The organism is Actinomadura sp. NEAU-AAG7 (genome assembly GCF_018603865.1).
Taxonomy (GTDB): Bacteria; Actinomycetota; Actinomycetes; order Streptosporangiales; family Streptosporangiaceae; genus Spirillospora; species Spirillospora litoris.
In genome coordinates this window covers 768,253-791,562 of sequence record NZ_JAHFZY010000005.1, presented here as the reverse complement: position 1 = coordinate 791,562, position 23,310 = coordinate 768,253, and the positions used below count along the sequence as shown (strand labels likewise).

17 protein-coding genes and 1 tRNA gene are annotated in these 23,310 nt (G+C 77.3%); 13 read left to right on the top strand and 5 right to left on the bottom strand.

Annotated elements, in window-relative coordinates:
• Positions 1-179: 179 nt before the first annotated feature.
• The 13 genes from KLI87_RS26285 (at position 180) to KLI87_RS26230 (ending at position 13,276) form a co-directional block, all read left to right on the top strand.
• On the top strand, positions 180-1,286 hold the full coding sequence (locus KLI87_RS26285; RefSeq protein ID WP_214619074.1) for a polyprenyl synthetase family protein: 1,107 nt from the start codon (positions 180-182) through the stop codon (positions 1,284-1,286).
• Positions 1,287-1,407: 121 nt separating this feature from the next.
• Positions 1,408-3,498, top strand: a complete 2,091-nt coding sequence (locus KLI87_RS26280; RefSeq protein WP_214619073.1) for an ATPase — start codon at positions 1,408-1,410, stop codon at positions 3,496-3,498.
• Between the two features lie 206 nt (positions 3,499-3,704).
• Entirely contained in the window at positions 3,705-4,757 is a 1,053-nt protein-coding gene (locus tag KLI87_RS26275; RefSeq protein ID WP_156215533.1) for a rod shape-determining protein, read from the top strand.
• Between the two features lie 112 nt (positions 4,758-4,869).
• Positions 4,870-5,802 (top strand): DUF5954 family protein, encoded by a 933-nt coding sequence (locus tag KLI87_RS26270; protein ID WP_156215532.1) that lies wholly within the window; start codon positions 4,870-4,872, stop codon positions 5,800-5,802.
• Between the two features lie 64 nt (positions 5,803-5,866).
• Positions 5,867-5,939 (top strand) — tRNA-Leu (locus tag KLI87_RS26265).
• Between the two features lie 31 nt (positions 5,940-5,970).
• Positions 5,971-7,365, top strand: a complete 1,395-nt coding sequence (locus KLI87_RS26260) for an SDR family NAD(P)-dependent oxidoreductase (RefSeq protein ID WP_214619072.1) — start codon at positions 5,971-5,973, stop codon at positions 7,363-7,365.
• Positions 7,365-8,507 carry a gala protein gene (locus KLI87_RS26255; RefSeq protein ID WP_214619071.1) on the top strand — a complete coding sequence of 381 codons (1,143 nt, stop codon included), beginning with the start codon at positions 7,365-7,367 and terminating at the stop codon, positions 8,505-8,507. Before KLI87_RS26260 ends, KLI87_RS26255 begins: the two co-directional genes overlap by 1 nt.
• On the top strand, positions 8,504-10,102 hold the full coding sequence (locus tag KLI87_RS26250) for an ankyrin repeat domain-containing protein (RefSeq protein WP_214619070.1): 1,599 nt from the start codon (positions 8,504-8,506) through the stop codon (positions 10,100-10,102). The genes KLI87_RS26255 and KLI87_RS26250 overlap by 4 nt, the downstream gene beginning before the upstream one ends.
• Positions 10,099-10,302 (top strand): hypothetical protein, encoded by a 204-nt coding sequence (locus tag KLI87_RS26245; protein ID WP_156215529.1) that lies wholly within the window; start codon positions 10,099-10,101, stop codon positions 10,300-10,302. Before KLI87_RS26250 ends, KLI87_RS26245 begins: the two co-directional genes overlap by 4 nt.
• The gene (locus tag KLI87_RS26240) at positions 10,299-11,237 is read left to right on the top strand and encodes an MBL fold metallo-hydrolase (RefSeq protein WP_214619069.1); all 939 of its coding nucleotides are present in this window, start codon (positions 10,299-10,301) and stop codon (positions 11,235-11,237) included. The genes KLI87_RS26245 and KLI87_RS26240 overlap by 4 nt, the downstream gene beginning before the upstream one ends.
• A 73-nt stretch (positions 11,238-11,310) precedes the next feature.
• Entirely contained in the window at positions 11,311-11,883 is a 573-nt protein-coding gene (locus KLI87_RS40370) for a CDP-alcohol phosphatidyltransferase family protein (protein WP_156215527.1), read from the top strand.
• Entirely contained in the window at positions 11,880-12,674 is a 795-nt protein-coding gene (locus tag KLI87_RS40365; RefSeq protein ID WP_308166176.1) for a phosphatidate cytidylyltransferase, read from the top strand. Before KLI87_RS40370 ends, KLI87_RS40365 begins: the two co-directional genes overlap by 4 nt.
• Positions 12,671-13,276, top strand: coding sequence for a 1-acyl-sn-glycerol-3-phosphate acyltransferase (locus KLI87_RS26230; protein WP_156215526.1), 606 nt, complete (start codon positions 12,671-12,673; stop codon positions 13,274-13,276). Before KLI87_RS40365 ends, KLI87_RS26230 begins: the two co-directional genes overlap by 4 nt.
• A gap of 115 nt (positions 13,277-13,391) precedes the next feature.
• On the opposite strand, the gene KLI87_RS26225 is transcribed toward KLI87_RS26230, so the two are convergent.
• The 5 genes from KLI87_RS26225 to KLI87_RS26205 all read right to left on the bottom strand — a co-directional run bounded on the left by KLI87_RS26225 (position 13,392) and on the right by KLI87_RS26205 (position 23,230).
• The gene (locus tag KLI87_RS26225; protein ID WP_214619067.1) at positions 13,392-15,359 is read right to left on the bottom strand and encodes a hypothetical protein; all 1,968 of its coding nucleotides are present in this window, start codon (positions 15,357-15,359) and stop codon (positions 13,392-13,394) included.
• A complete protein-coding gene (locus KLI87_RS26220; protein WP_214619066.1) occupies positions 15,356-16,516 on the bottom strand; it encodes a VWA domain-containing protein in 1,161 nt (386 codons plus the stop codon). The genes KLI87_RS26225 and KLI87_RS26220 overlap by 4 nt, the downstream gene beginning before the upstream one ends.
• Positions 16,513-18,795 (bottom strand): DUF5682 family protein, encoded by a 2,283-nt coding sequence (locus tag KLI87_RS26215; protein ID WP_214619065.1) that lies wholly within the window; start codon positions 18,793-18,795, stop codon positions 16,513-16,515. Before KLI87_RS26215 ends, KLI87_RS26220 begins: the two co-directional genes overlap by 4 nt.
• Entirely contained in the window at positions 18,795-19,892 is a 1,098-nt protein-coding gene (locus KLI87_RS26210) for an AAA family ATPase (protein WP_156215523.1), read from the bottom strand. The genes KLI87_RS26215 and KLI87_RS26210 overlap by 1 nt, the downstream gene beginning before the upstream one ends.
• A 74-nt stretch (positions 19,893-19,966) precedes the next feature.
• Positions 19,967-23,230 carry a DUF4132 domain-containing protein gene (locus KLI87_RS26205; RefSeq protein WP_214619064.1) on the bottom strand — a complete coding sequence of 1,088 codons (3,264 nt, stop codon included), beginning with the start codon at positions 23,228-23,230 and terminating at the stop codon, positions 19,967-19,969.
• Positions 23,231-23,310 lie beyond the last annotated feature (80 nt).

The following is a 23,310-nucleotide window of genomic DNA, read 5'->3' as shown; positions in this document are numbered from 1 at the left end:
CGCTGTTTTGCCAGGTCACCGTCCCTTTACTCCAGGACCTTTGCCAGGTTGTCGGCAGGTATGGCGACGGTCATGGAAAGGCAATCCCAGCCGGATCGGCCATGTCTCTCCCCGTTGTTCTGGATGGTTCCGAATACGGTGGCCCTGACCTACAGGGCGGACGATGGAGGGGATCGAACATGACGGCGACCGAGGCACCGGCAGCGCCCACCGGAGCCGCCGCGCCCCCCGGAGCCGCTCCACCCGCCGCAGCGCCCGCTCCCCCGCTCGGCGCCGCGTTCGAGCCCGAGCACCTCGCGCTGTTCGAGCCCGCGCTCAGCGCCGCCGTGCACCGCCTGCCCGCCGCCGTCCGCCGCGTCGCGGGCTACCACCTCGGCTGGTGGGACGAGGACGAGCGCCCCCTGTTCGGACCGGACGCCACCGACGAGGCGGCCACGATCCGCCCGGCGCTGGCGCTGCTGTGCGGGGAGGCCGCGGGCGGCCGGGCGAGCAGCGCGCTCCCGGCGGCGGTCGCGGTGGAGCTGGCCCACCACTTCTCCCTGCTGCACGACGACATCATGGACGGCGGCGGGACGCGCCGGCGCAGGCCGGCGGCCTGGACGGTGTTCGGCGCCGCGCAGGCGCTGCTGACCGGCGACTCGCTCATGGTGGCGGCGATGGACGTCCTCGCCGCGGCCCCCCGCGACATCGCGCCGCGGGCCCTGCACGACCTCGCGGCGGGCCTCCAGGACCTCGGCGCCGGACGGAGCGCCGAGCTGCGGCTGGCCTCCGCGCCCGCCCCGACGCCCGACGACTGCCGCGAGGTGATCGCGGGCAAGACCGCGTCGCTGCTCGGCTGCGCCTGCTCGCTCGGGACGATGTTCGGCGGCGGGAGCCCCGAGCGGGTGCGGCTGATGCGGATGTTCGGCGAGCGGCTCGGCCACGCCGCCCACCTCGCCGAGGACATGCGCGGCGTCTGGGGCGACCCGCCCGGGACCGGCGGCGCCGCCCACCGCGACCTGGCCCGCCGGAAGCGGTCGCTGCCGGTCGTGGCGGCCCTCGCCTCCGGCACCGCGGAGGGGCGCGAGCTGGCCGCCGCCTTCGAGACGGGCGCCGAGTTCTCCCCCGCCGTGCTGGCCCACCTCGCCGGGCTCGTCGAGCGGACCGGCGCGCGGCGGCTCGCGGCGGGGCTGGCCGCCGAGAACCTGGCGGGCGCGGCGGCCTGCCTGGACGCCGCCGGCCCCCCGCCCGGGCCCGCCGCGGCGCTGCGCGCCGTCCTCGACCGGGTCGCCGCGAGGATCCCCTGACCACCGCGCCCGCCCACCCCCAGGGCAAAGGAGTCGGGCCGGGTTCGGACGTTCGCCTTACCGCGCGCTGTCGCGCGGCTACCGTCGAGAGTCCCGAAGGAACGCGGAACGGTGGCGCGAGATGAGCACATCGACGACGGCGGGCGGCGGGCGGAGCGGCGGGAACCTGCCCGCGGGGCTGCCGAGCTTCGTGGGCCGGGCCGTGGAGCTGGCCGAGCTGGACGGCGCGCTGGAGGAGTCGCCGCTGGTCACCCTGACGGGGGTCGGCGGCGTCGGCAAGACGCGCACCGCGCTGGAGGCGGCGCGGCGCGCCCGGGGCCGCTTCCCCGACGGGATCTGGCTGGTCGAGCTGTCCCGGCTGCGCGACCCGGTGCTGCTCGTCCCGACGGTCGCGACGACGCTGCGCGTCCACGACCCGGGGACGCGGCCGCTGGCCGAGGTCCTGGCCGGGCACCTGGCGGGCCGCTCCTGCCTGATCGTCCTGGACACCTGCGAGCACCTCACCGGCGCGTGCGCGGCGCTCGCGCGGGCGCTGCTGGCGGAGGCCCCCCGGCTGCGGATCCTCGCGACGACCCGGCAGCCGCTGGGGGCCGACGGCGAGCGCGTCGTCCCGCTCGCGCCGCTGCCGGTCGACCCCGGCGCCAAGGAGGAGGCGGGCGACGCGGTGCGGCTGTTCGCCGAGCGGGCCCGGCACGCCGTCCCCGGCTTCGCGGTGGACGAGGCGAACCGCGACGCCGTCACGCGGCTGTGCCGGCGGCTGGACGGGCTGCCGCTCGCGCTGGAGCTGGCCGCCCCCTGGCTGCGGGTGCTGCCGGTGGAGGCCGTCGCCGACCGGCTCGACGACCGGTTCCGGATGCTCGCCCGGGGCCCCGGCCACGAGCCGGGCCGGCACGAGAGCCTGCGGACGGCGATCGGCTGGAGCCACGAGCTGTGCGGGCCCGCCGAGCGGCTGCTGTGGGCGCGGGCGTCGGTGTTCGCGGCGGACTTCGACCGGCAGACCGTCCAGGAGGTGTGCGCGGGCGGGCCGCTCGCCGCCGCCGACCTGCCGCGGGTGCTGGCCCGGCTGGTGCACAAGTCGGTCCTCACGTGCGACGGGACGGGGCCGCACGCCCGCTACGGGATGCTCGACACCGTCCGCGAGTACGGCGCGCGGTGGCTGGCGGAGTTGGGCGAGGAGCAGGAGATCGCGCGGCGGCACCGCGCCTTCCACCTCGCGCTGGCCCGCCGCGCCTACGCCTTCTGGATGGGCGGCCGGCAGATCGACTGGTACGAGCGCGTCCGGGCCGTCCACCCGGACGTGCGGGCCGCGCTGGAGGGCGCCCTCGCCGACCCGCGCGACGGCGACGACGCGGTCGAGCTGGCGGGCGCGCTCTGGTTCTACTGGTACGCGTGCGGGTTCCAGCGCGAGGGGCGCCACTTCCTCGAACGGGCGCTCGCCGTCTCCTCCAGGCCCGGCCTCGGGCGGACGCGCGCGGCGTGGGCGCGCGGGCTGATCACCCTCGCCCAGGGCGACCTCACGGCCGCCGACCAGTGCATCGAGATATGCCGCGCGGACACCGGGCGGCTCGCCGCGACGGCCGCCGAGTTCCTGGCCGGGTCGGCGATGACGCTGCGCGGCGAGAACGCCGAGGCCCTGCGCGTGCTGCGGGCGCTGCGGCCCGACCCGGCGCGCGGCGGCGTCGACGAGGCGATCTGGTTCCTGGAGCGCGGCGTCCGCGCGTTCGCGCACGTCCAGCTCGGGCAGCTCGACGAGGCGGCGGCGATGGCGCGGGAGTCGCGGACGCGCAGCGCCGAGCGCGGCGAACGCTGCCTCCAGGCGTGGGCCGACTACGTGCACGCGCTGGCGGAGCTGGGCCTCGGCCGTCCCGGCGACGCCGCCGCGCACGCGCGCGACGCGCTGGTGGCCAAGCGCCCGCTGAACGACACCTGGTTCCTCGCCCTCTGCGTGGACGCGCTGTCGCTGGCCCTCGCCGCGACCGGGGAGGCCGAGCCCGCGGCGCGGCTCATCGGGGTCGGGCAGCGGCTGTGGCGCTCGCACGGCCTGCCCCAGCTCGGCGCGCCCGAGCTGGTCGCGGCGCGCGAGGAGTGCGAGCGGGGCCTGCGGTGCGCGCTCGGGGACGCGGCCTACGACGCCGCCCACACCGCCGGGCTGCGCATGCCGACCGAGGACGGCCTCGACTACGCCCTCGCCGCGATCGGCCCGCCCTCCTAGCCCGCGGGGGCGGAGCTGATGATCTCTTGGGCTCGGCACGGGGTTGCGGCGCGGGCGTGGGGAACGGCTCCCCGCCCCTGTCCGACATTCCGGATCCGCGTTCGCCGTGCCGTTGCCATTCGCTTACCCGGCGGTGGGCATTGCCCCGGACACCCGGGGCATGACAGGAATCCGTGGGCATTCCGGGCGATCGGGGGGACGCGAGGATGTGGGACTACGCGGGCCGGGACACGGCGATCGACTTCGGCAGCGCGACCGTGCGGATGCACGTCCGGGGCCGCGGCGTCGTCTGCCGCGAACCGTCGCTGCTGGCCCGCTCGCGGCGCAGCGGGCGGATCCTCGCGCTGGGCGTCCCGGCCCAGCAGATGGCGGGGCGGAGCCCCGACGTGCGGCTGGTGCGGCCGATCCGCGAGGGCGCGCCGACCGAGACCGACGAGGCCGAGTACCTGATGCGCCATCTCGTCCGCACCCACCACCGGCGCCACTACATGGCGCGGCCCCGGCTGGTCATGACCGTGCCGAGCGGGCTGTCGTCCGTCCATTACCGGGCCCTCCAGTTCTCCGCCTACCAGGCGGGCGCGCGCCGCCTCACGCTCGTGCCGACGCCGATCGCCGCCGCCGCCGGGATGGGGCTGATCGAGTCCGGGCCCGAGATCGCGGTCGTCGCCGACATCGGCGCCGAGGTCACCGACGTCGGCGTGATCGCCTTCGGCGGGCTGGTCACCTCGCACACCGCGCACGTCGGCGGCACCACGCTGGACCGCGCGATCGCCGCGCTCGTCCGGCGCGAGCACGGGGTGGCGCTGTCGCCCGCCGCCGCCGAGGCCGCGAAGATCGCGGTCGGCGCGGTGCCGCGGATCGGGCGGCATCCCGCGCGGCAGACGAGCGTGGAGGGGCGGGAGGTCGTCTCCGGGCTGCCCCGGCGGCTGGTCCTCACCACCACCGACGTGCAGCGCGCCATCGAGGGGCCCGTCGCGCGGATCGTCGAGGCGATCCGGACCGGGCTCGGCGGCTGCTCCCCCGAGATCTCCGGCGAGCTGCTCAGCGTCGGCGTGACGCTGACCGGCGGTTCGGCGCGGCTGCCCGGCCTGGACCGGCTGATCCGCGAGCGGACCGGGCTGGACGCCTGGCTCGGCGACGACACCGGCGACGCGGCGGTGATCGGCGCCGCGGGCGTGCTGCGCGCCGCCGGATCGCCGCCCTCCACCCGCGACATCACGCCGCATCCGCAGCCGCTGACGACCGTCCCGCAGTCCTGACCCTCGATGAGACCCCTCCCAAAACGGGAAAAGGCCGCATGACGAGCATGTGTTCGGTGACCGTGCGGTCGTTTGGGGCGCGGCGCGGCGGCCGCGGCGCCACGATGGGTGCATGGCCAGCGAGGGCATGCCCGGATACGACCTGATCAACCTCGTCCGGGATCTCGGGCCCGTCGAGGCGGTCCGCGACCAGGAGTCCGCCGAGCGGATGCGCGTGTACCCCAAGATCGTGGGCGCGGGCCCGCCGGACTTCGGCATCGCCGAGCGCTCCGGCGGCGCGTGGCGGATCCGGCATCTCGGCGCGCTGGAGCCCTACGGGGCGCGGATCGACCTCGCGATCCACCTGCGCGACACCGCCGTACGCCACGAGCGGCGCGTCCGGGAGAAGATGCTCGCGATCGCCGACCGGTGCGACCCCGAGGTGGGCGAGCCGACGACCGAGACCGACTTCGCGGCGGGCGGGCGCCGGTACCGGATCGTCCGGGTGCTGGGCTTCACCCGGTTCGGCGAGGACGGCCCGGAGCCCGCGCGCCCGACCGACACCGAGGAGGGCCCGCTGCGCTCGTTCCTCATCGACCCGACCGCGCCGGTCGGGCCGTCGGACGCGGCGCTGCGGCTGGAGCTGCTGAGCCTGCTGCCCGCCGCCGGGACGGTCCCGGAGGCGGTGCGCCGGGAGGCGGTCGCCGCGATCCGCGAGCATCCGGGCGTGGTGCTGCTGCCGCCGGAGTTCACCGTCGCCGAGGACCTCGACGACCGCTGGCGGCCGCTCACCGGCGGCGACGGCCCGCAGGACGCCCGGGACGCGCTCGCGCACTACTTCCGCGTGATCCTGCCGCGCCACGCGCCGGGCGGCGGGCCGCCGCCGAGCAAGGGCGAGCTGGCCGAGTACGCGCGCGCCGCCGACCAGGTCGACGCCGAGCGGGGCGTGGAGTTCGTGGCGTGCGGGCGGCGGTTCCGCATCGTCCGCGTGGTGCGGATGGTCCGGGTCGGCCCGGACGGGCCCGAGCCCGCCCGCCCCTCCGACGAGGACCCGGGCGACGGCTGAACGCGATCTTCGCGCCGGATCCGGGGGGCGGCGCGCCGGGTGCTTCGCTAGGCTGCCGCACGGCAGGGCCGTAGCGCAGAGGTCGTCGCGCCACCGCAGCTCGCTGGAGGACGCCGGTTCGAATCCGGTCGGCTCTGCCCCATCCGTCCCCGGGCAGCGAGGAGCGCCGTGCCGACCGTCCCGGCCGAGGATGCGCCGGAACCGGCCGACCTCGCCGCGTGCCTGCGGCTGCTGGAGCGGGCGCGGCGCGCCGACCCGGACGATCCGCGCTGGAAGGCGGTGCACGAGGCCGCGTCGCAGGTGCACCGCTCGGGCAAGAAGGCCCGCCGGACGGCCCGCGCCGCCGAGCGCCGCCGCCGCGACCTCGCCGCGCTCGCGTCCACGACCCGCTTCCAGGACCAGAACCCCTCGCCCGAGCCGGCGGCCGCCCCCGAGTCCAGCGCGCCATCGGATGGCGTGCGGCGGACGCTCGTGGCGGCGCGGCCGTGCTATGTGTGCAAGGAGCCCTACCGCGACGTCCACCCCGACTACCACCTGCTGTGTCCGGCGTGCGCGCGGGAGAACGCGGAGCGCCGGCACGCGCGCTGCGACCTGCGCGGGCGCCGCGCCGTCGTGACGGGCGGGCGCGTGAAGATCGGCTTCCAGGTCGCGCTGAAGCTGCTGCGGGACGGCGCGGAGGTGCTGGTCACCACCCGGTTCCCGCGCGACGCGGCGCGCCGGTTCGCGGCGGTCGGCGACCACGGCGACTGGATCGGGCGGCTGCACGTCCACGGCGTGGACCTGCTCGACCTGCCGGGCGTGGCGGGGCTGCTGGACGCGGTGCACGACCGGTTCGACCATCTGGACGTCCTGGTCAACAACGCGGCGCAGACCGTCCGGCGGCCGCCCGCCTACCACCGGGAGGTGCGCGCGGCGGAGGCGCTGCCGCTGACCGGCCCGGCCGCGCGGGTGGACGTCGCGGAGGGCGCCCGCGCGGCCCTCGCCCCGGCGCACGTCGCGATGGCGGCGCTCACCGCCCGCGAGGACGCGCTGTTCCCCGCCGGCCACACGGACGAGACCGGCGAGCCGCTCGACCTGCGCGAGCGCAACAGCTGGAGCCTGCGGCTGCACGAGATCGACCCGGCCGAGTGGGCCGAGGTGCAGATGGTGAACGCGTTCGCGCCGTTCCTGCTGACGGCGCGGCTGCGCGGGCTGCTGGAGCGCTCCCCGTGGCCCGACCGGTACGTCGTGCAGGTGTCGGCGATGGAGGGCAGCTTCTCCCGCCGGAGCAAGACCGTCCGCCACCCGCACACCAACATGGCCAAGGCGGCGCTGAACATGCTGACCCGCACGTCCGCGGCCGACTACGCGGCGGCGGGCATCCACATGACCAGCGTCGACACCGGCTGGGTGACCGACGAGCGCCCGCATCCGGGCAGGCTCGCGCAGCGGGCGGCGGGGTTCGCGCCGCCGCTGGACGTGATCGACGGCGCCGCCCGCGTGTACGACCCGGTCGTGCGGGGCGTCGGCGGCGAGCGGCTGTCCGGGCTGTTCCTGAAGGACTACCGACCGGTGGAGTGGTGATGGCCCCGACCCCCGTGCGCTGCCCCGCGATCGAGCACCCGGACGTGCCGCCCGCCGACCCGGCCGCGCTCGACCCGCTGCTGGCGCGGCTCGCCGAGGGCGCGCCGCCGGAGGCCGACGAGGGCTTCCCGCTCGGGACGCTGCGCCGCGACGGGCGCGTGGACCTGTGCAAGGGGGGCCTCGGCGCGGCGGGCGTCGCGCGGCTCGTCCCGGCGGCGGCCGCGTCCCCGCACGCGGCGCACCTGCTGCTCGGCACGAACGCGATGGGCGACGCGGGTGCGCGGGCGATCGCCGGCGCCCTCGTCCCCGGCCACGGCGTCCGCACGCTCTACCTCGGCTGCAACCGGGTCGGCGCGGACGGCGCGGCGGCGCTGGCCGGGCGGCTCGCCTCCGACACCCGGGTGCGGGCGCTGTGGCTGAAGCGCAACCCGGTGGGCGACGCGGGCGTTTCGGCGCTCGCCGCGATGCTGCGGACCAACCAGACCATCCGGACGCTCGACCTGGTCAACACCGGGGTGGGGACGGCCGGGCTGCGCGCCCTCCGCGACGCGCTGGCGGCGCGCGAGGCGCCGCTGGAGCGGCTGTTCCTCGGCGGCAACGGGCTCGGCCCGGACGCGGCGGACCTGCTCGCCGCGCTGCTGCGCGACGCGGGCGTCCGCGAGCTGTACGTGCCGGTGAACCATCTGGGCGACGGCGGCGCGGCGATCCTGGCGGACGCGGCGGACGCGGCGTGCGCGGCGGGGCGCCCCGTCCGGCTCGGGCTCGGCGGGAACGGCGTCGGGCCCGCCGGGGCGCGGGCCCTCGCGGCGGCGCTCGGCGGGATCGATGCGCTCGACCTCGGCCGCCCGCCGTCGGAACGCGCGCTCGGCGCGCCGCCCAACGCGACCGGCGACGAAGGGGCGGCGGCGCTGGCCGAGGCGCTGCCCGGCAGCCCGATCCGCCGCCTCGAACTGCGGCACAGCGGCGTCACCGGGCGCGGTGCCAAGGCCCTGCTCGCGCGGGTCGGCGACGGGACGCGGCTGGAGCACCTCGGGTTCGGGCCGGGCGTGCCGCGCCGGATCAAGCGGGCCGCCGCCGGGTTCCTGCGCCCCGCCGCCCGCGCCCACCCGGACATGCGCGCGATCGTGAGCGTCTACCGATGACCTGGACGCCCCTTCGGGCGGACCTGGTCGCCGCGCTCCGGATCCGCCGGCACGCCGTCCCCCGCTCGGTGATCGAGAAGGCCACCGAGCGGAGGCTGGCGGGCGACTGGCGCGGGGCGTGCGCGGCGGCGAACCTCGACGTGGCGTTCGAGCTGGACGATGTCGCCGACAGGTTCGGCGCCGAGCTCGCGTCCCGGCTCGCCGACGACCTGCCGCACTTCGCCCCCGACCTGCTGCGCTGGCACCTCCCCCGGGCCGGCGGCGGCCAGACGACCATCGCTCCCCGGCAGGTGCTCGGCCTGGCGCGCTACGGCGGGGGCGCCCGCGCGGCCGCCCTCCAGGTGGTCACGCCGCGCCACGTCCACGGGCCGCAGCGGCCGCGGCTCGTCGTGCTCCCCTGGTCCGAGGAGACTCGGGACTGGACGTCGGCGCCGCACATGTTCGACGCCCGCCGGGCCGGGGACCTGCTCAAGTACTGCGGCGGCGGGGACCGCGCGCCCTTCTTCCACCCGGACGGCACGCCGCTGGCGCCGGAGGAGCTGCCCGCGTCCCCGCCCGAGGGCGGGCCCGCGCTCCACGAGTGGGCGGTCCTCGCCTACGAGCGCGGCGACGTCGAGGCCGCCTTCGACGCCGTCGGGATCGACTTCGACCTGACCGGCGACGAGCGGTACCCGCGCTGGCTCAACGCGGCGACGTACGCGTCGGCGCCGGTGGCGCCCGCGCTGCTCGCGCGCGAGATCGCCCGCCACCCCGGCGGGCCGCCTCCCCTGTGGGTGGCGGTACGGCCGTATCAGGAGCTGGTCGTGCGGGCGGGCGGGAAGCGCACGCGCCCCCTCCTGCGGCCCGTGTCGCGCGGGGAGCGGGCGAAGCGGGCCGTGGAGCTGCCCGAGCACCGGTGGCGCCGGCTGCCCGACCTCGACCTGCTGCGCGCCGGGATGGCCACGCCGGACGAGCTGCACCCGCTCGTCGCGGCGGCGCTGTTCCCGGCCCGTCCGCCCGCCTCGGGCCCGCCGGGAATGGCGCCTCCCGCGCCGACGCGGGTGCGGTGCGGGGGCGAGTGGCACGAGGTCATGCCGGGCGGTCTCGGGCTGCTGATGCCGCACACGGCCGAGGAGCAGCGGAGTGAGGCGGCGCCGGGCGGGCGCGTTCAGGGCTGCTTCGCCGTCCAGCGGATGTGGCGGCGGGGCGGCGGGTGGCTGCCGCGCTCGCTGCGCGAGTACCGGCGGGAGGTGTTCCTGTGCGTGCAGCACGGCGACACCGAGGCCGTGCTGCGGCTGCTGGACGAGGGGCTCGACCCGTTCGTCCGGGACGGGCGCAGGCGCACGCTGCTGCACCAGATCCATCTGATGGACCACGAGGCGCTGCTGCCGAGGCTGCTGGGCGCCGGGCTCGGCCTGGAGGACGTCGACCACGAGAAGCGGACCCCGCTGCACGTCGCGGTGGGCGAGTCCGGTTCGCCGGAGGTGGTCCGCGCGCTGGTCGAGGCGGGCGCGCGCACCGGTGTACGCGACAGCCACGGAAGATCGCTCCAAAAGATGATCAAGGGGTACGGCCGGACGGAGCTGGAGTGGCTCCGCGACGAACCAAAGCGATGACCGCCCGGGAGGCGGTCGACGGGCTGAACGGCCTCGCCGCCGCGCTCGCGCCGCGCGAGCGGCCGCAGGTGGTGATCGTCGTCACCGGCGGATACACTCCGTGGCCCGCCGAGGCGCCCTCCCGCCGGCGCGACGCCCCTGCCCCTCCGTCCTGGGTGGAGACCGTCCACCCGGGCCCGACACCCGGGAGTTCCCCATGAGCGACGCGCCCGACCTCGACGGCCCCGGCGACCCCCGGCTGGTGGAGGTGTCCGACGGGATCTTCGCCTACCTCCAGCCGGACGGCACCTGGTGGATCAACAACACCGGCTTCCTGGTGGGGGCGCGCGGCGTGACGAGCGTCGACGCGTGCTCGACCGAGCGCCGCACCCGCGCCTACCTGGAGGCGATCGGGTCGGTGACGCCGCGTCCCGTCCGGACGCTGGTCAACACCCACCACCACGGCGACCACACGTTCGGCAACTACCTGTTCTCCGGCGCGACCGTCGTCGGGCACGAGGGCACCCGGCAGGGCGCGCTCGACTGGGGGATGCCGTTCGACGAGCCGTTCTGGACGAAGGTCGAGTGGGGCGGCGTCGAGTTGGAGCCGCCGTTCCTCACCTACGCCGACGGCGTGACGCTGTGGGTGGACGACCTGCGCTGCGAGGTCCGGCACGTCGGGACGCCCGCGCACACCACCAACGACTCGATCGTGTGGATCCCCGAGCGGCGGGTGCTGTTCTGCGGCGACCTGCTGTTCAACGGCGGCACACCGTTCCTGATGCAGGGCTCGGTGGACGGCGCGATCAGGGTGCTGACCGAGGTGATCGCGCCGCTGGACGCGGAGACGATCGTGCCCGGGCACGGGCCGGTCGCCGGGCCCGAGCTGATCGAGCGCGTGGTCGGCTACGCGCGGTTCGTGCGGGCCACGGCGGCGGCGGGCCGGGCGGCGGGGCTGACGCCGCTGGAGGCCGCGCGGGAGACCGACCTCGGCGAGTACGCGGAGCTGACCGACCCCGAGCGGATCGTCGGCAACCTGCACCGCGCCTACGCCGAGATGGACGGGTTGGAGCCCGGCGGGCGCATCGACCTGGCCGCCGCGCTCAACGACATGATCGCCTACAACGGCGGACGACCGCTGACCTGCCGCGCCTGACGAGTACTACTCAGAAGTAACCGAGTAGCCCGACGGATGCCCAGAATGTCCGTCCTGTTCGACGCTGGTCGGCATGGACGGACTCTACGCACTCAAGCCCTGGTACGCGGCGCGGCTCGGCGGCGTCCGGGCCGCGCTCGTCCGGCGCGGGGTCGCGCCGGACGCGGTGACCGCCGCCGGGGTGCTGGCGGGCGGCGCGGCGGGCGCCGCGCTCGGCCTCGTCGAGCCGGGCCCGGCCGCCGGGCTCCTCGTCACGCTCCTGCTGGCGGCGCGGCTGGCGTGCGCGAACCTCGACGGCGCGATCGCGCGCGAGTCGGGGCGGAGCACCCCGTGGGGCGCGGTGCTGAACGAGCTGGGCGACCGCGCGGCGGAGCTGGCCGCGCTGGCGGGCTGCCTGGCGCTCGCCCCGGCCTGGCTCGTGGCGTCGGCCGCGCTCGCGGCGACGCTGCCGTCCTGGATCTCCCTCGCGGGCGCGGCCGCCGGGGGCCCGCGCCCGCAGGGAGGGCCGGTCGGCAAGACCGAGCGGTGCCTGCTGCTGGCGGCGGTCGCCTTCACCGGCTGGGCCGTCCCGCTGCTCGCGGTGCTCGCGGCCGGGTCGCTGCTGACGGCGGCCGTCCGGGCGCGGCGGATCCGGAGGGCGCTGTGACCGCGGCGATCCCCTACGTGGGCGGCGCGTTCGTGCTCAGCGGCGTCGCGGTGTGGACGTCGGGCCGCCGCGAGCTGGTCCAGCGGTGGCTCGGCTGGCTGCTGATCGTCCCCGTCGTCGGGGCCGCGTTCTGGCTGGGCGCGCCCGGCGCCGCCGCGCTCGCGGCGGGCGCGGGCGTCGTCGCCGCCGCCGAGTACGCGCGGCTGGCCCGGCTCCGCGGGACCGACCTCGCGGCGATGGCGGTGACGCTGACCGTGTTCCCCGCCGTCGCGTGGCTCGCGCCCGCGCACCTGCTGCGGCTGCTGATGGTGGTGCTGCTGGCCGTCGTGCTCGTCCCGGTGCTGGCGGGCGACGCCGAGGGCGGCGCGGCCCGCGCGCGGGGCGCGGTGTTCGGCGTGGTGTGGCTGGCGCCGCTGAGCGGGCTCGTGCTGCTCGGCGACCTCGCGGCGCCGCTGTGCGCGGCGATCGCGGTCGCCGACGTCGGCGCGTGGTGCGGCGGGAAGCTGCTGCGCGGCCCCGCGCTGTCGCCGCTGAGCCCGGCCAAGCGGTGGGGCGGCGTCGCGGGCGGGGCCGCCGCCGGCATCGCGGTGCTGGCCCTGCTCGGCGCCGCGACCCCGGCGACCGTGCTCGCGGTGGCGGCCGGGGCGCCGCTCGGCGACCTGCTGGAGTCCATGCTCAAGCGCGGCGCCGGGGTCAAGGACGCCGGGACGTGGCTGCCGGGCTTCGGCGGCCTGCTGGACCGGATCGACTCGCTGCTGGTGGCGCTGGCCGTCGCGATGGCGCTCTCATGAAAGGCGCCGTCGTGATCACCGCGTTCTGGCGCAGGGCATGCTGGCGGGCCGCGTTCGGGCTCGCGGGCGGGCTGGAGGTCACCGGCCCCGTCCCGGACGGCCCGTGCGTCATCGTCGCCAACCACTCCTCGCACGCCGACACCGTCGCGCTGCTGGCCGCGCTGCCCGCGCGCCGCCGTCCGGTGGTCGCGGCGGCGGCCGACTACTGGTTCGCCGGACGGTTCCGCGCGCTGGTCTGCCGGACGGCGGTCGCGGGGTTCCCCGTCCGGCGGTCCCGGGGCGGGTTCGACGACCTGGCCTCCGCCGCCGCGCCGCTCGCCCGGGGCCGCTGCGTGATCGTGTTCCCCGAGGGCACCCGCTCCCGGGACGGGGAGGTCGGCGCGTTCCGCACGGGCGCCGCCCGGCTCGCGGACCTCGCCGGGGTCCCGCTCGTCCCGGTCGGGCTCACCGGCACCCGGGACCTGCTGGGCGTGCACGGACGGCTGCGCCGCACCCGCGTCCGCGTCGGCTTCGGCGCGCCGACGCACGATCTGGAGGCCGCGCGGCGCGCCGTCCAGGAATTGACCGCTCGCGCACAGCGCCGCCCCGGCACCCGCACGTGATCAAAGCGCACCGGCCATCAGGCGCGCCGCGAATGGTCCTCGAAAACATGCGGCGACTGCTCGTTCATCGACGTCCATTGAAGGATCCGGCCAGGCCCGGACCGGGGACGGCCGGTCAGCGGAGTTCGGCGGTCACCGTCAGGCGGACGCACGCGTCGGCCCATGCCCGCACGGCCGCCCGCGGGTCGTCGCCGGTGAGCGCGGCGGCGAGGCGCGCGAGCGTTCCGGCGGCGGCGTGCAGGCCGGCGCGGGCGAGGTCGTCGCCCGCGCGGGCGACCCGGTCGCTGAGGCCGGGCGGGAGGTGCCGCAGCCCGCGATGCGCGATCTCGGCGCAGGCGGCGAGCGCGGTGTCGAGGACGGCGCCGAGCGGGTCCGGGGCGGGGGCGGGGGGCGCGGCCAGCACCGCCGTCCCGTCGCCGGGCATCAGGTCGGGCACCACGGGACCGCCCGCGGCCAGCACCGCGAACGGGTCGACGACGAGCCCGCCGCGCTCGCGCCGCACCGCGCCGCTGACGAAGCGCGGGCCGTCCGCGAGCGCGGCGGCGAGCACGTCGAGGGCGGCGGGACGGTGCGGCGCGTACTCGGCCGACAGCACGGCGGTCGCGCCCGCCGCGTCCGCGATCACGGCTTCGAGGCGCTGGGCACCGGGGTGGTAGCCGATGTCGCGGACCTCGGCGATCTCCACCACGCGCACCGTCTCGGCCTCGACGCGGGGCCGGACGAGGCGCGGCGGCCAGGCGTCCATCTCCCGCTCGTGCGCCTCCAGGTCGCGGACGAGCAGCGCCGGCGGCAGGCTCGCCCACGCCTCCCCGAGCGGCGTCACGGTGGTCCTGGCGACCCGGCCCGCCGACACCCGCACGACGCGGCTCGCGCTGCGGGTCGCGCTCTCGGAGACGACGTTGGCGGCGGCGAGCGCGCGCAGGCTCACCCCGAGGACGCGGCGCCCGGCCACGTCGGCGCCGGTCAGCGGCGCGCCGTCGGGCACCGCCCAGTGCCGCCTGAGCACCAGCACGGTGTCGGCGTGGGCGAGGTAGACGTCGGCGGTGCGGCTCTCGGCGGTGCCGCCCACCCGGCAGCCGAGCGCGGTCAGCCGGACGCGGCGCAGCGGCGTGTCGGCGGACTCGTCCGTCCCCAGCACGAGGGAGCGGGGCACCCCCGATCCCGGCGGCGCCGACGCCGCGCGGTCGCGGGCGTGCAGTTCGGCGAGCAGCGCGGCGAGGCGCTCGGGCGCGTAGTCGGCGCGGCGCTCGCGGTGGGCGTCGAGCCGGTCCGCGAGCTCGTCCACCGCGGCGGCGGGCCAGTGCAGGTCGCGGGCCGCGAGGTCGGCGCCGGTCCGCCGCAGCGCCGCCGCGAGGACGGGCCCGGCGTGCGCGGCGCCCTCCACGAGCACCTGCCCGGCGAGGTCGAGCGCGGCCTCCAGCCCGGTGCCGCCTCCGGCGGCCCGGCCGGGTCCGCCGCCGACCTCGACGCGGACGTCGGTGCCGTCGGCGCCCTGCTCGTCGGCGGCGCGGAACGCCCACGCCGCCAGCACGACGACCTCGCCGCGCACCGCCGCGGCGGCGTCGGTGTCCACGTAGCCGAGCTCGTCCGGGACGAGGAACCGGACCGTGCAGGACGGCAGCTCCACCCGCGCCACCGGATCGTCCCCGGACGGCCGGTGGATCCGCGCGGTGTAGCCCGCGCGGAACGCCCGCCGCGCGGCGGTGACGGCCCGCTGCCCGAGGACGCGGGCGAGCGCCTCGTCGTCGAACGCGCCCGGCGACCAGGCCGCCGCGGGCTCGGCGCCCGTTTCGGTGCCGGGCTCGGTCGCGGCCGTCCGCTGGTAGGCGAGGACGAGGCAGACCCGGTGCCGGCAGAGCGACGTCGCCGCGCACGAGCACGTCGCCGCCTCCAGCCCGGCGCCGGGCGGGAGCGCGGCGCGCGTCCCGTCGGGGAACACGCCGTGCACGGCGCCGTCGCCGTCGACGTCCACCTCCGGGCCCTGGCCCGCGTCCAGGTCCTTCGTCGCGCGCTTGACCAGGCCCCGGTTGGCGAGCGCGGCGAGCGCGTCCGGCGTCAGCGCGAGCAGGTCGGCGCGGGTCACCGGCCGATCCTCGCCGCGACGAACTCGGCGAGCCGGCCCGGGGTCATCGCGCCGACGTGCGCGCCGACGTCGGCGAGCCGCCGCCCCATCTCCCGGTCGTAGGCGGGCTCGGCGTCCTCGTCCAGCGCGGCGAGGCCGAGCACCTGCGTGCCCTGCCCGACGAGCCCGCGCACCGCGTGCACGAGCCCGTGCGGGTCGCCGCCCTCGTAGAAGTCGCTGACGATCGCGACGATCGCGCGGCGCGGGTTGTCGAGGAGCCCCGCGCCGTAGGTCACCGCGCGGCAGATGTCGGTGCCGCCGCCGAGCTGCACCTTCATCAGCAGCTCCACGGGATCGGTGACATCGGAGGTGAGGTCCACGACGGAGGTGTCGAAGGCGACCAGGTGCGTGCTCAGACCGGGCAGCCCCCACAGGCACGCGGCGGTGACGGCGGCGTGGATCACCGACCCGACCATCGACCCGGACTGGTCGACCAGCAGGATCAGCTGCCAGCGGTCGGTCCGGCGCCGCGTGCGCGACACGAAGCGCGGACGCTCGATGTACAGGCGCCGCTCGTCCGGGCGGTAGTGGGACAGGTTCGCGCGGACCGTCGCGTGGAAGTCGAAGTTGCGCGAGTTCCTGACCTGGCTCGGGCGCCGCGACCGCGTCCCGTGGAAGGCCGTCCTGACCTCGGTCGCGAGTCTGTCCATCAACTGCCTGACGACGGCGTCGACGATGCGCCGCGCCAGCGCCAGCACCTCGGGGTTCATCAGGTGCTTGGTGCGCAGGACGGCGCGCAGCAGCGCCGGGTCGGGCTCGACGCGCTCCAGCACTGCGGGGTCGGTGACGACCTCGTGGATCTCGTACCGCTCGACGGCGTCGCGCTCCAGCCGCTCGATCGTCTCCTTGGGGAACAGCCGGTGCACGGCGTCGATCCAGTCGACGGTCGTGAGCGCGGACGGCCCGGACCTGCCGGTGCGGTCGCCCGACGGGACGGGGTCTCCGCCACCGCCCGCCCCGCCGCGCCGCACGCCCCGCCGGGCCAGCTCGGGGTCGCGGCCGTACAGCCAGTTGAGGGCCTCGTCGCGGGCGGCGGACGCGCCGTCCAGCCCGCCGGTGGACGGCTCGGCGGGCGCGCCGAGGATCAGCCGCCACCGCTCCAGGTCGGGCGTGGTCATGACTCCTCATCTCCGGTGGGGCCGGTGAGCCCGGCGGCGGCGAGCGCCGCGTCCACGCGGGCCTCCAGCGCGCGGGCCTCCGCGACCGCCATCGGGTCGGCCGGGGAGCGCAGCAGGGCGCGGGCGGAGCCGCGCACGCCGCGCCGCTCCATCAGCCCGCGCGCGATCGTCTCGCGCTCGCGCGGCGGGAAGAACGCGAACGCCTGCCGCAGCGCGGGCAGCGCGACGAGGAAGTCCTCCTCGCCGGCGGCGGCGACCAGCTCGTCCAGGACGGCCAGGACGGCGGCGGCGGGGTCGAGCACCTCCTCGCGCGCCAGCGCGAACAGGCCCGCGAGCCAGTCCCCGAGCACGCGCGGGGACGCCGCGCCCCGGACCGCCCGCGCCGTGTCGCCGGTGTCGCCGAGCGAGCGGGCCAGGCCGAACGCTGCGCCGCGCAGGTCGGGCGGGGCGTCCGGGTCGGCGGCGACGCGGCGGCCGACGGCGAGGGCGGCCGCGCGGTCGAGGCCGAGCGGCGCGGCGGCGTGCAGCAGCGCGTCGCGCAGCGCCGCGACGGCCCGCAGCCGCCCGAGGTCGGCGGGCGCCGCGCCGCCGCGCACCCCCTCCACCAGCCACAGCAGCCGGACGGCGCACTCCTCGATCACGGTGCCGAACAGCGGGCTGCGGGCCGTGCCGAGGACCCGGTCGTGCCGCCACAGCCCGAGGACGACCTCCAGCGCGACCCCGAGGGCCGCGACGTCGGAGGAGCCCGCGATCCCGGCGGCGATCCCCGCCGCGATCCGCTCGGACTGCCCGGCGCACCCGCACAGCGCCGCGTCGAACAGCACGGCCGCGAGCACGCCCATGTCGGTGCCCGCGAGGGCCATGCGCTCCTCCAGCGCGGCGGCCGCCGCGTCCAGCAGCGTCGGCCCGTAGGCGCCCGCCTCGACCAGCGCCGACATGCGGGACGCGGCGTCGTGCGGCGCGACCCGCCAGCGCTCCTCCAGGACGAGGTCGGCGCCCGTGTCCGGCCCGGACTCGCGGTCGAACCCGGGGACGCCGAGGACGCGCAGCCGGTGCAGCGCGCGGCTGCGCTCCAGCCCCCGCTTCTCGGTCAGCTTCACGGCGAGGCGGCCGCCCCGGTCGAGCCCGAGCCGCTCCAGCTCGGCGGCGGCGTCGTGGACGAGCGGCGGCGCGGGCGTGCCCGGGTGCAGCCGCCCGACGCGCTCGCCGCTCAGCGCCGCGACCATCTCGGCGACGGCGGGATGGGAGGCGGACGCGGGGACCCCGCGCGCCGTCCACGGCAGCCGCTCGTCCAGGTCGCTCGTGACGAGGGCGGAGACCAGGCCGTCCAGCAGGTCGGTGCGGGCGGGCGAGCGGTGGCCGCGCAGCCGCGTCAGCCCCTCGGTGAGGGTGCGCGCGGCGATCAGGTCGGCGGTCGAGACGACCTGGCCGCGCCCGCGCAGCCGCGCCACGACCGCCTCGGTGAGCGCGCCCGCCGCCGCGTCCGGGCCGCCCTCCCACAGCCGCTGGTAGTACTCCGGCGAGGGCATGCCCGACTGGTAGCCGGTGAACGCGTCGAGCCGCCGGAACGAGTACGGGACGAGGAAGCTTCCGCCGGACGCACCGTCGCGCGGCGCGGGCACCCCGGGCCACGCGGTGCCGCCCTCCCGCGCCAGCGCCTCCAGCGCGGGCTTGTGGAACCCGCCGGTCACGACCACGACGGGGCGGTCGCCCGCGTCCGCCTCCGCCGCCCGCACCCACTCCGCCATGTAGGACTCGCGGGCGGTGTCGTCGGGCCCGGCGCCGGACTCCCCGCGCAGCAGGTCGAAGTAGGCGCCGAGCCGCTCCGGCAGATCGTCGGCGTCGATCTCGAAGAGGTGGTCCCACAGGACGTCGGTGTTGTCGACGGCGAACTCCCGGCACAGCCGGTCGGTGACCTCGGCGTAGCGGCGCTCGGCGTCGGCGTACCGGTTGCGGCGCTCGGCGAGCGCCGGATGCCAGGCGGGCAGGTCGATGAACCGCAGCTCGGCCCCGGCGGCGCGGCCCGCGTGGAGCGCGACCCACTCCGGGGAGTAGGCGCAGAACGGCGACCAGGAGGCGTGCACCCGCTCCGCGTCGCGGTAGTAGCTGAAGATCGCGACGGGCGGCTCGTGCCCGAGCAGCAGCTCCCCCAGCCGGGACCCGAAGTCGGCCGGGCCCTCGACCAGCACGTACGCGGGCCGCAGCCGCTCGATCGTGGCGCGGACGAGCCGGGCGCAGGCCGGGCTGTGGTGCCGGACGCCGACGAAGGCGACCCCCATCAGCCGGGCAGCAGGTGCCGGGCCGCGTGCAGCGCCCGCCACTGCTCGCCGTCCCGGCGGGGCGCCTGCTGCTCCAGGTAGCGGCGGAGCCGGGTCAGGTCGTCGGGGCTGTCCTTGGCGGCCGTCCCGGCGAGGCACGCGACGATGTCGGCGGCCTCGCCCGCCTCGCCGCGCAGGAACCAGCCGCGCACGCCGACGGCGTGCGCGACCGAGACCGCCTCGGCGGTGCTCATGACCGACGACAGCCGGTCCATGGTGCGGCCGTCCTCGGTGGTGGCGTTCCGCAGCTCCCGGAACGTGGTGACCAGCACCTCCAGGACGTCGCGGCGGGGCGCGACGCCGACGCCGCTGCGCTCCAGCAGCCGCCCGGCCTCGGCCTCCACCAGCTCCAGCTCGGTGGCGAAGTCGGCGATGGGGAACACCGTCTCGAAGTTGAACCGCCGCTTGAGCGCGGCGCTCATCTCGTTGACGCCCCGGTCGCGGGTGTTGGCGGTCGCGATGACGTTGAACCCCTCGCGCGCGAAGACCATCGCGTCCGGGCCGGCCAGCTCGGGGATCGCGAGGACGCGGTCCGACAGCGGCGACAGCAGCGAGTCCTGCACCTCCAGCGGGCAGCGGGTGATCTCCTCGAACCGGACGACCTTCCCGGCGGCCATCCCCTCCAGCAGCGGCGCCGGGACCAGCGACCGCGTCGAGGGCCCCTCCGACACCAGCAGCGCGTAGTTCCAGGAGTACTTGATCTGGTCCTCGGTGGTGGCGGCGCCGCCCTGGATGGTCAGCGTGGACGTGCCGCTCACCGCCGCCGCGACCAGCTCCGAGAGCAGCGACTTTGCCGTCCCCGGCTCGCCGACCAGCATCAGCCCCCGGCTGGTGGCGAGGGTGACCAGGGCCCGGTCGATCAGCGAGGTGTCGCCGACGAACTTGCGGGTGACGCCGAGCGCCTCGTCCCCGACGACGAACCGCCGCGCCGCCGTCAGGCTCAGCGCCCAGCCGGGCGGGCGCGGCCCGGTGTCGTTCTCGCGGAGCCGCTCCAGCTCGCCGGCGAACCGCACCTCGGCGGGCGGCCGCTGGTGGTCGGTGGTGTCGTCGTGTGTCATGTCCTGTTCCGGGGGTGCTGGTGCTGCGGGGGGATCGGTGCCGTCAGCGTAGTGAGGGCCACCGACATCTCCCGCTACGGGACGGCGACCTCGGCGAGGCCGGTCAGCTCGGTGAGCGCCTCCGAGGCGGTGACCGGGTCCAGCTCGGCGAGGCGCGGCAGCGCGTCCAGCCGCTCCTGCCGGTAGGACGGGTAGTCGCCGGGCTGCTCGTCGAGCCACACCCGCTTGAGGAGCTGGTGGTCGCCGGTCGCGCCGAACTCCACCGCGGACAGCCCGGGATGCAGCTCGACGACGAGGTGCCTTCCGCCGTCCACCGGCCGCGAGATCCACATCTCGTTGCCGCCGCCCTGTGGCTCGCCGCGCTCCCAGCCGAACCGGACCAGCCCGGCCACCGACCCGACCGGCACCTTCAGGCCCTCGAACCGCTCCAGCCGCGCGCCGCCCCGCTCCCGCTCGGTGAGCGTGTGGACGGGCCGTCCGAGCTGCCGGAACGGCTGGAGGATCGCGTAGTCCGCGAAGACCTCAGACCATGCCGCCACGTCGAGGTACAGCGGATGCGCGACGCCGACGCGCGCCGACGGCGCGAGCGTGAACGCGTCGTCGGCGACGTCGGCGAAGGTGCCGTCCTCGGCGATCCGGAACGCGTCCTTCTCGTCGGACAGCCAGACCAGGCGGCGCGCGAGGTGCCGGACGAGCGGGTGCCCGGCGATGAACTTCTGGAACTCGGCGCCTGTCCAGCGGCGTCCCGTCACCATGGCGCGTTCGAGCCGCATCACCTGCGCGGCCGCCACGGTTCTGACGTCCTTCTTGAGCGCGGCGAACGCCGCGTGCGCGGCGGGCGCGAGGTCGGGGTCGTCCTTCGCGCCGGGCTTGGGCAGCGATTTGCGGGGCTTGCCGTCCTCGTCCGCGACGACCGGCCGGAGCCGTTCGTCGAAGCCGACGACGAACCGGCGCGGCCCGTAGTCGAGGGTCATCGACCCGGCCGCGTCCAGGCCGAAGGTCGGGACGAGCCGGTCGGCGAGCTGCTCGGTGCCGAGCCCGAGCCGGTCCGCGACCTCGCGGATCCGCGCCAGCGCCTCGCCCTTCAGCCCCTTGAACTTGATCTTCTGCGCGATGCCGTGCAGGTGCATGAGCGCCACGTCCGATCCGATCTCGGCGAGCACGCCGAGGCCGGTGACCGCGTTCTTGTGGCCGCCCTCGCCCGGCCAGGCCCGCACGATCGGCGTGAGGCGGCGGACGGTCTCGTCGTCGCCGCTGCGCCCGAGCTGGACCAGCGCCCAGGTGTCCTTGGACGGGGCGCCCGCGTCCCGCCACTTCCGGAACAGCGCACGCCCGAACTCGGCGACGGACGCGCGGTCGAGGTCGCGCGTCGCCTCCGCGTCATACCGGACGGGCATCGCGAGCAGCTCGACCAGACGGCGCGTCGCGTCCGCCGGGAGGGCCAGCTCGCGGCCGCGCAGCAGGACCTGCGGGAGGGCCGCCGGGTCCATCCAGTCACCGATCTTCGGCGGCTGGACGAGCCCGGTCTCCGCCGGATGCGCCGCCAGCAGCGCCCCGACCGCCTCGGCGGCCTCGTCGCCGTGGGCGTCCTTCGCGGCGGCCACGACGTCGCCGTCCAGGTGGCGCAGCGCGTGCTCGGCGGCGCGCTGCGGGCCCGCCGCGCCGCCGAGCGCGGCCGGGACCAGGAACGCGACGGTGTCCAGCCCGTGGCGGCCGAACCACTCCCGGGCGATGTGCGCGGTCCTGGCGCGGCGGGCCAGCAGGTCGCCCATCAGCAGCGCCACCTCGACGTCCAGGCACGGCATCAGCAGCGCGGCGCGCTCGGAGCCGCCCTCGGACATCCGCAGCAGCATCGGGAGCGCGTCCAGCCCGTACCGGGCGAGGAGGAGGCGCGACCAGTCGTCGGTGTCCCACCAGCTCCGGCCCGCCCAGCCCGGGAGGAGCGGCCGGACGACGTCCTCGGGACCGTGCACCATCAGCGCCACCGACTCCTGCGGGCGGGTGCGGCCCGCGCGGTGCTCGGCGGCGAGCGCGTCCCAGTCGGGGTCCTTCGGCGGTTCGACCGAGGTCACGTCCGAGGCGAGCCACTCGTCTCGTTCGCCCTCGGCCCAGGCCGTCCGCCCGGCGGGCGGCTCCAGCCCGGCGACGAGCGGACGGGTCGGACGCGTCCACGGCGGGTCGGCGAGGATCATCGGCACCGCGTCCCCCACGGCCTCCGGCACCCGGACCAGCGACGCCGCGACCTTCTCCAGGACGGCGCGCGTCCCGTCCGGCAGCCCGGGGAGCGCCGCCGCGACCGTGTCGCCGTGGGCCCGCATGTGGTCGGTGAGCAGCGCCGCCGCGTCCGACGACGGGGACGCGGCGAGGAGCCGCGCCGCCCGCACCGGGAACCGGCCGGACGCCGCGAGCAGCGCCGCGCGGGCGCGCCTGTCCCCGGCCCGCTCCAGCAACGCCTGGAACGCGTCGTCCGTGGGCAGCGCGGCGATCGCCTCGAAGAGGACCTTGTCCTCCTGGGCGCCGCGACCGGCGCTGCGGACCAGCACGGGCAGGACGTCCGCGCCGAAGGTCTCCAGCATCGTCGCGAGCACCCAGGGGGAGGCGTCGGTCCAGCCGAACGCCATCTGCGGCCGGGAGACCTGCGCGACGTCGGAGGCCGCGCAGAGCCACAGCCAGCGGTAGCCGCGGGCCAGCGTGTGGGGCTCCGTCAGGCACTCCTCCAGCCAGTCGCGCCGTTCGGGCACCAGGTAGGACACGACCCACCGCGCGACCGGCGCGGTCCGCAGGGCGGCCAGCCGCTCGACCGCGTCGGCGTGGTCGCGGTCCCCGGCCGACGCGAGCAGGCATCGGACGCGCCGGATCGTCTCCGCCTCCGCCCCTCCGAACCACTTGCGGTAGCCGGCGCCGATCCACTTGCCCTTCCACGGGCCGCCCGGAACAGGCTTCGCGATCATCTGTTCGAGTTCGACGACCGCGCACGCGGCGAACCCCGGCCCGTGCGCGACCGCCCACGCGTCGACGAACGTCCGCTGCACCACGACCGGCCCCGGGGAATCGACCGCCGCGGTGGTGACGGTCGCGAGCGCCGCCGCGCCCGCCGGGTCGGGGTCGCCGCCGAGGTGGCGGCGGGCGGCCTCGGCGAGCGCCGCGTCCCCCGCGTTGCCGGTCAGCAGCGACTCGACCGCAGCCTCCACCTTCCCGACCAGCTTCTCGGCCGCGCGCACCGCCGCCGGGCCCGGCGTGACCTCGGGGCCGGGCGTCCCGCCGCGCCGAGGATGCAGGTACCGCCGCCACGCGTCCGGAATCGTCAGGACATCCTCGCCGAAAAGCCGATCTGTCATGCCGCCCGAGATTAGAGGACGCCTGCGACACTCGCCGCCGATGCCCGATTCGTCCGCATCCGGGCAGGTGAGAGGATGGA

What these genes read in the sequence shown, in the direction of transcription:
- KLI87_RS26285 (WP_214619074.1), top strand. Translation starts at nt 180, where the DNA reads ATGACGGCGACCGAGGCACCGGCAGCGCCCACCGGAGCCGCCGCGCCC.
- KLI87_RS26280 (WP_214619073.1), top strand. Translation starts at nt 1,408, where the DNA reads ATGAGCACATCGACGACGGCGGGCGGCGGGCGGAGCGGCGGGAACCTG.
- KLI87_RS26275 (WP_156215533.1), top strand. Translation starts at nt 3,705, where the DNA reads ATGTGGGACTACGCGGGCCGGGACACGGCGATCGACTTCGGCAGCGCG.
- KLI87_RS26270 (WP_156215532.1), top strand. Translation starts at nt 4,870, where the DNA reads ATGGCCAGCGAGGGCATGCCCGGATACGACCTGATCAACCTCGTCCGG.
- KLI87_RS26255 (WP_214619071.1), top strand. Translation starts at nt 7,365, where the DNA reads ATGGCCCCGACCCCCGTGCGCTGCCCCGCGATCGAGCACCCGGACGTG.
- KLI87_RS26250 (WP_214619070.1), top strand. Translation starts at nt 8,504, where the DNA reads ATGACCTGGACGCCCCTTCGGGCGGACCTGGTCGCCGCGCTCCGGATC.
- KLI87_RS26245 (WP_156215529.1), top strand. Translation starts at nt 10,099, where the DNA reads ATGACCGCCCGGGAGGCGGTCGACGGGCTGAACGGCCTCGCCGCCGCG.
- KLI87_RS26240 (WP_214619069.1), top strand. Translation starts at nt 10,299, where the DNA reads ATGAGCGACGCGCCCGACCTCGACGGCCCCGGCGACCCCCGGCTGGTG.
- KLI87_RS40370 (WP_156215527.1), top strand. Translation starts at nt 11,311, where the DNA reads ATGGACGGACTCTACGCACTCAAGCCCTGGTACGCGGCGCGGCTCGGC.
- KLI87_RS26230 (WP_156215526.1), top strand. Translation starts at nt 12,671, where the DNA reads ATGAAAGGCGCCGTCGTGATCACCGCGTTCTGGCGCAGGGCATGCTGG.
- KLI87_RS26220 (WP_214619066.1), bottom strand. Translation starts at nt 16,516, where the DNA reads ATGACCACGCCCGACCTGGAGCGGTGGCGGCTGATCCTCGGCGCGCCC.
- KLI87_RS26215 (WP_214619065.1), bottom strand. Translation starts at nt 18,795, where the DNA reads ATGGGGGTCGCCTTCGTCGGCGTCCGGCACCACAGCCCGGCCTGCGCC.
- KLI87_RS26210 (WP_156215523.1), bottom strand. Translation starts at nt 19,892, where the DNA reads ATGACACACGACGACACCACCGACCACCAGCGGCCGCCCGCCGAGGTG.
- KLI87_RS26205 (WP_214619064.1), bottom strand. Translation starts at nt 23,230, where the DNA reads ATGACAGATCGGCTTTTCGGCGAGGATGTCCTGACGATTCCGGACGCG.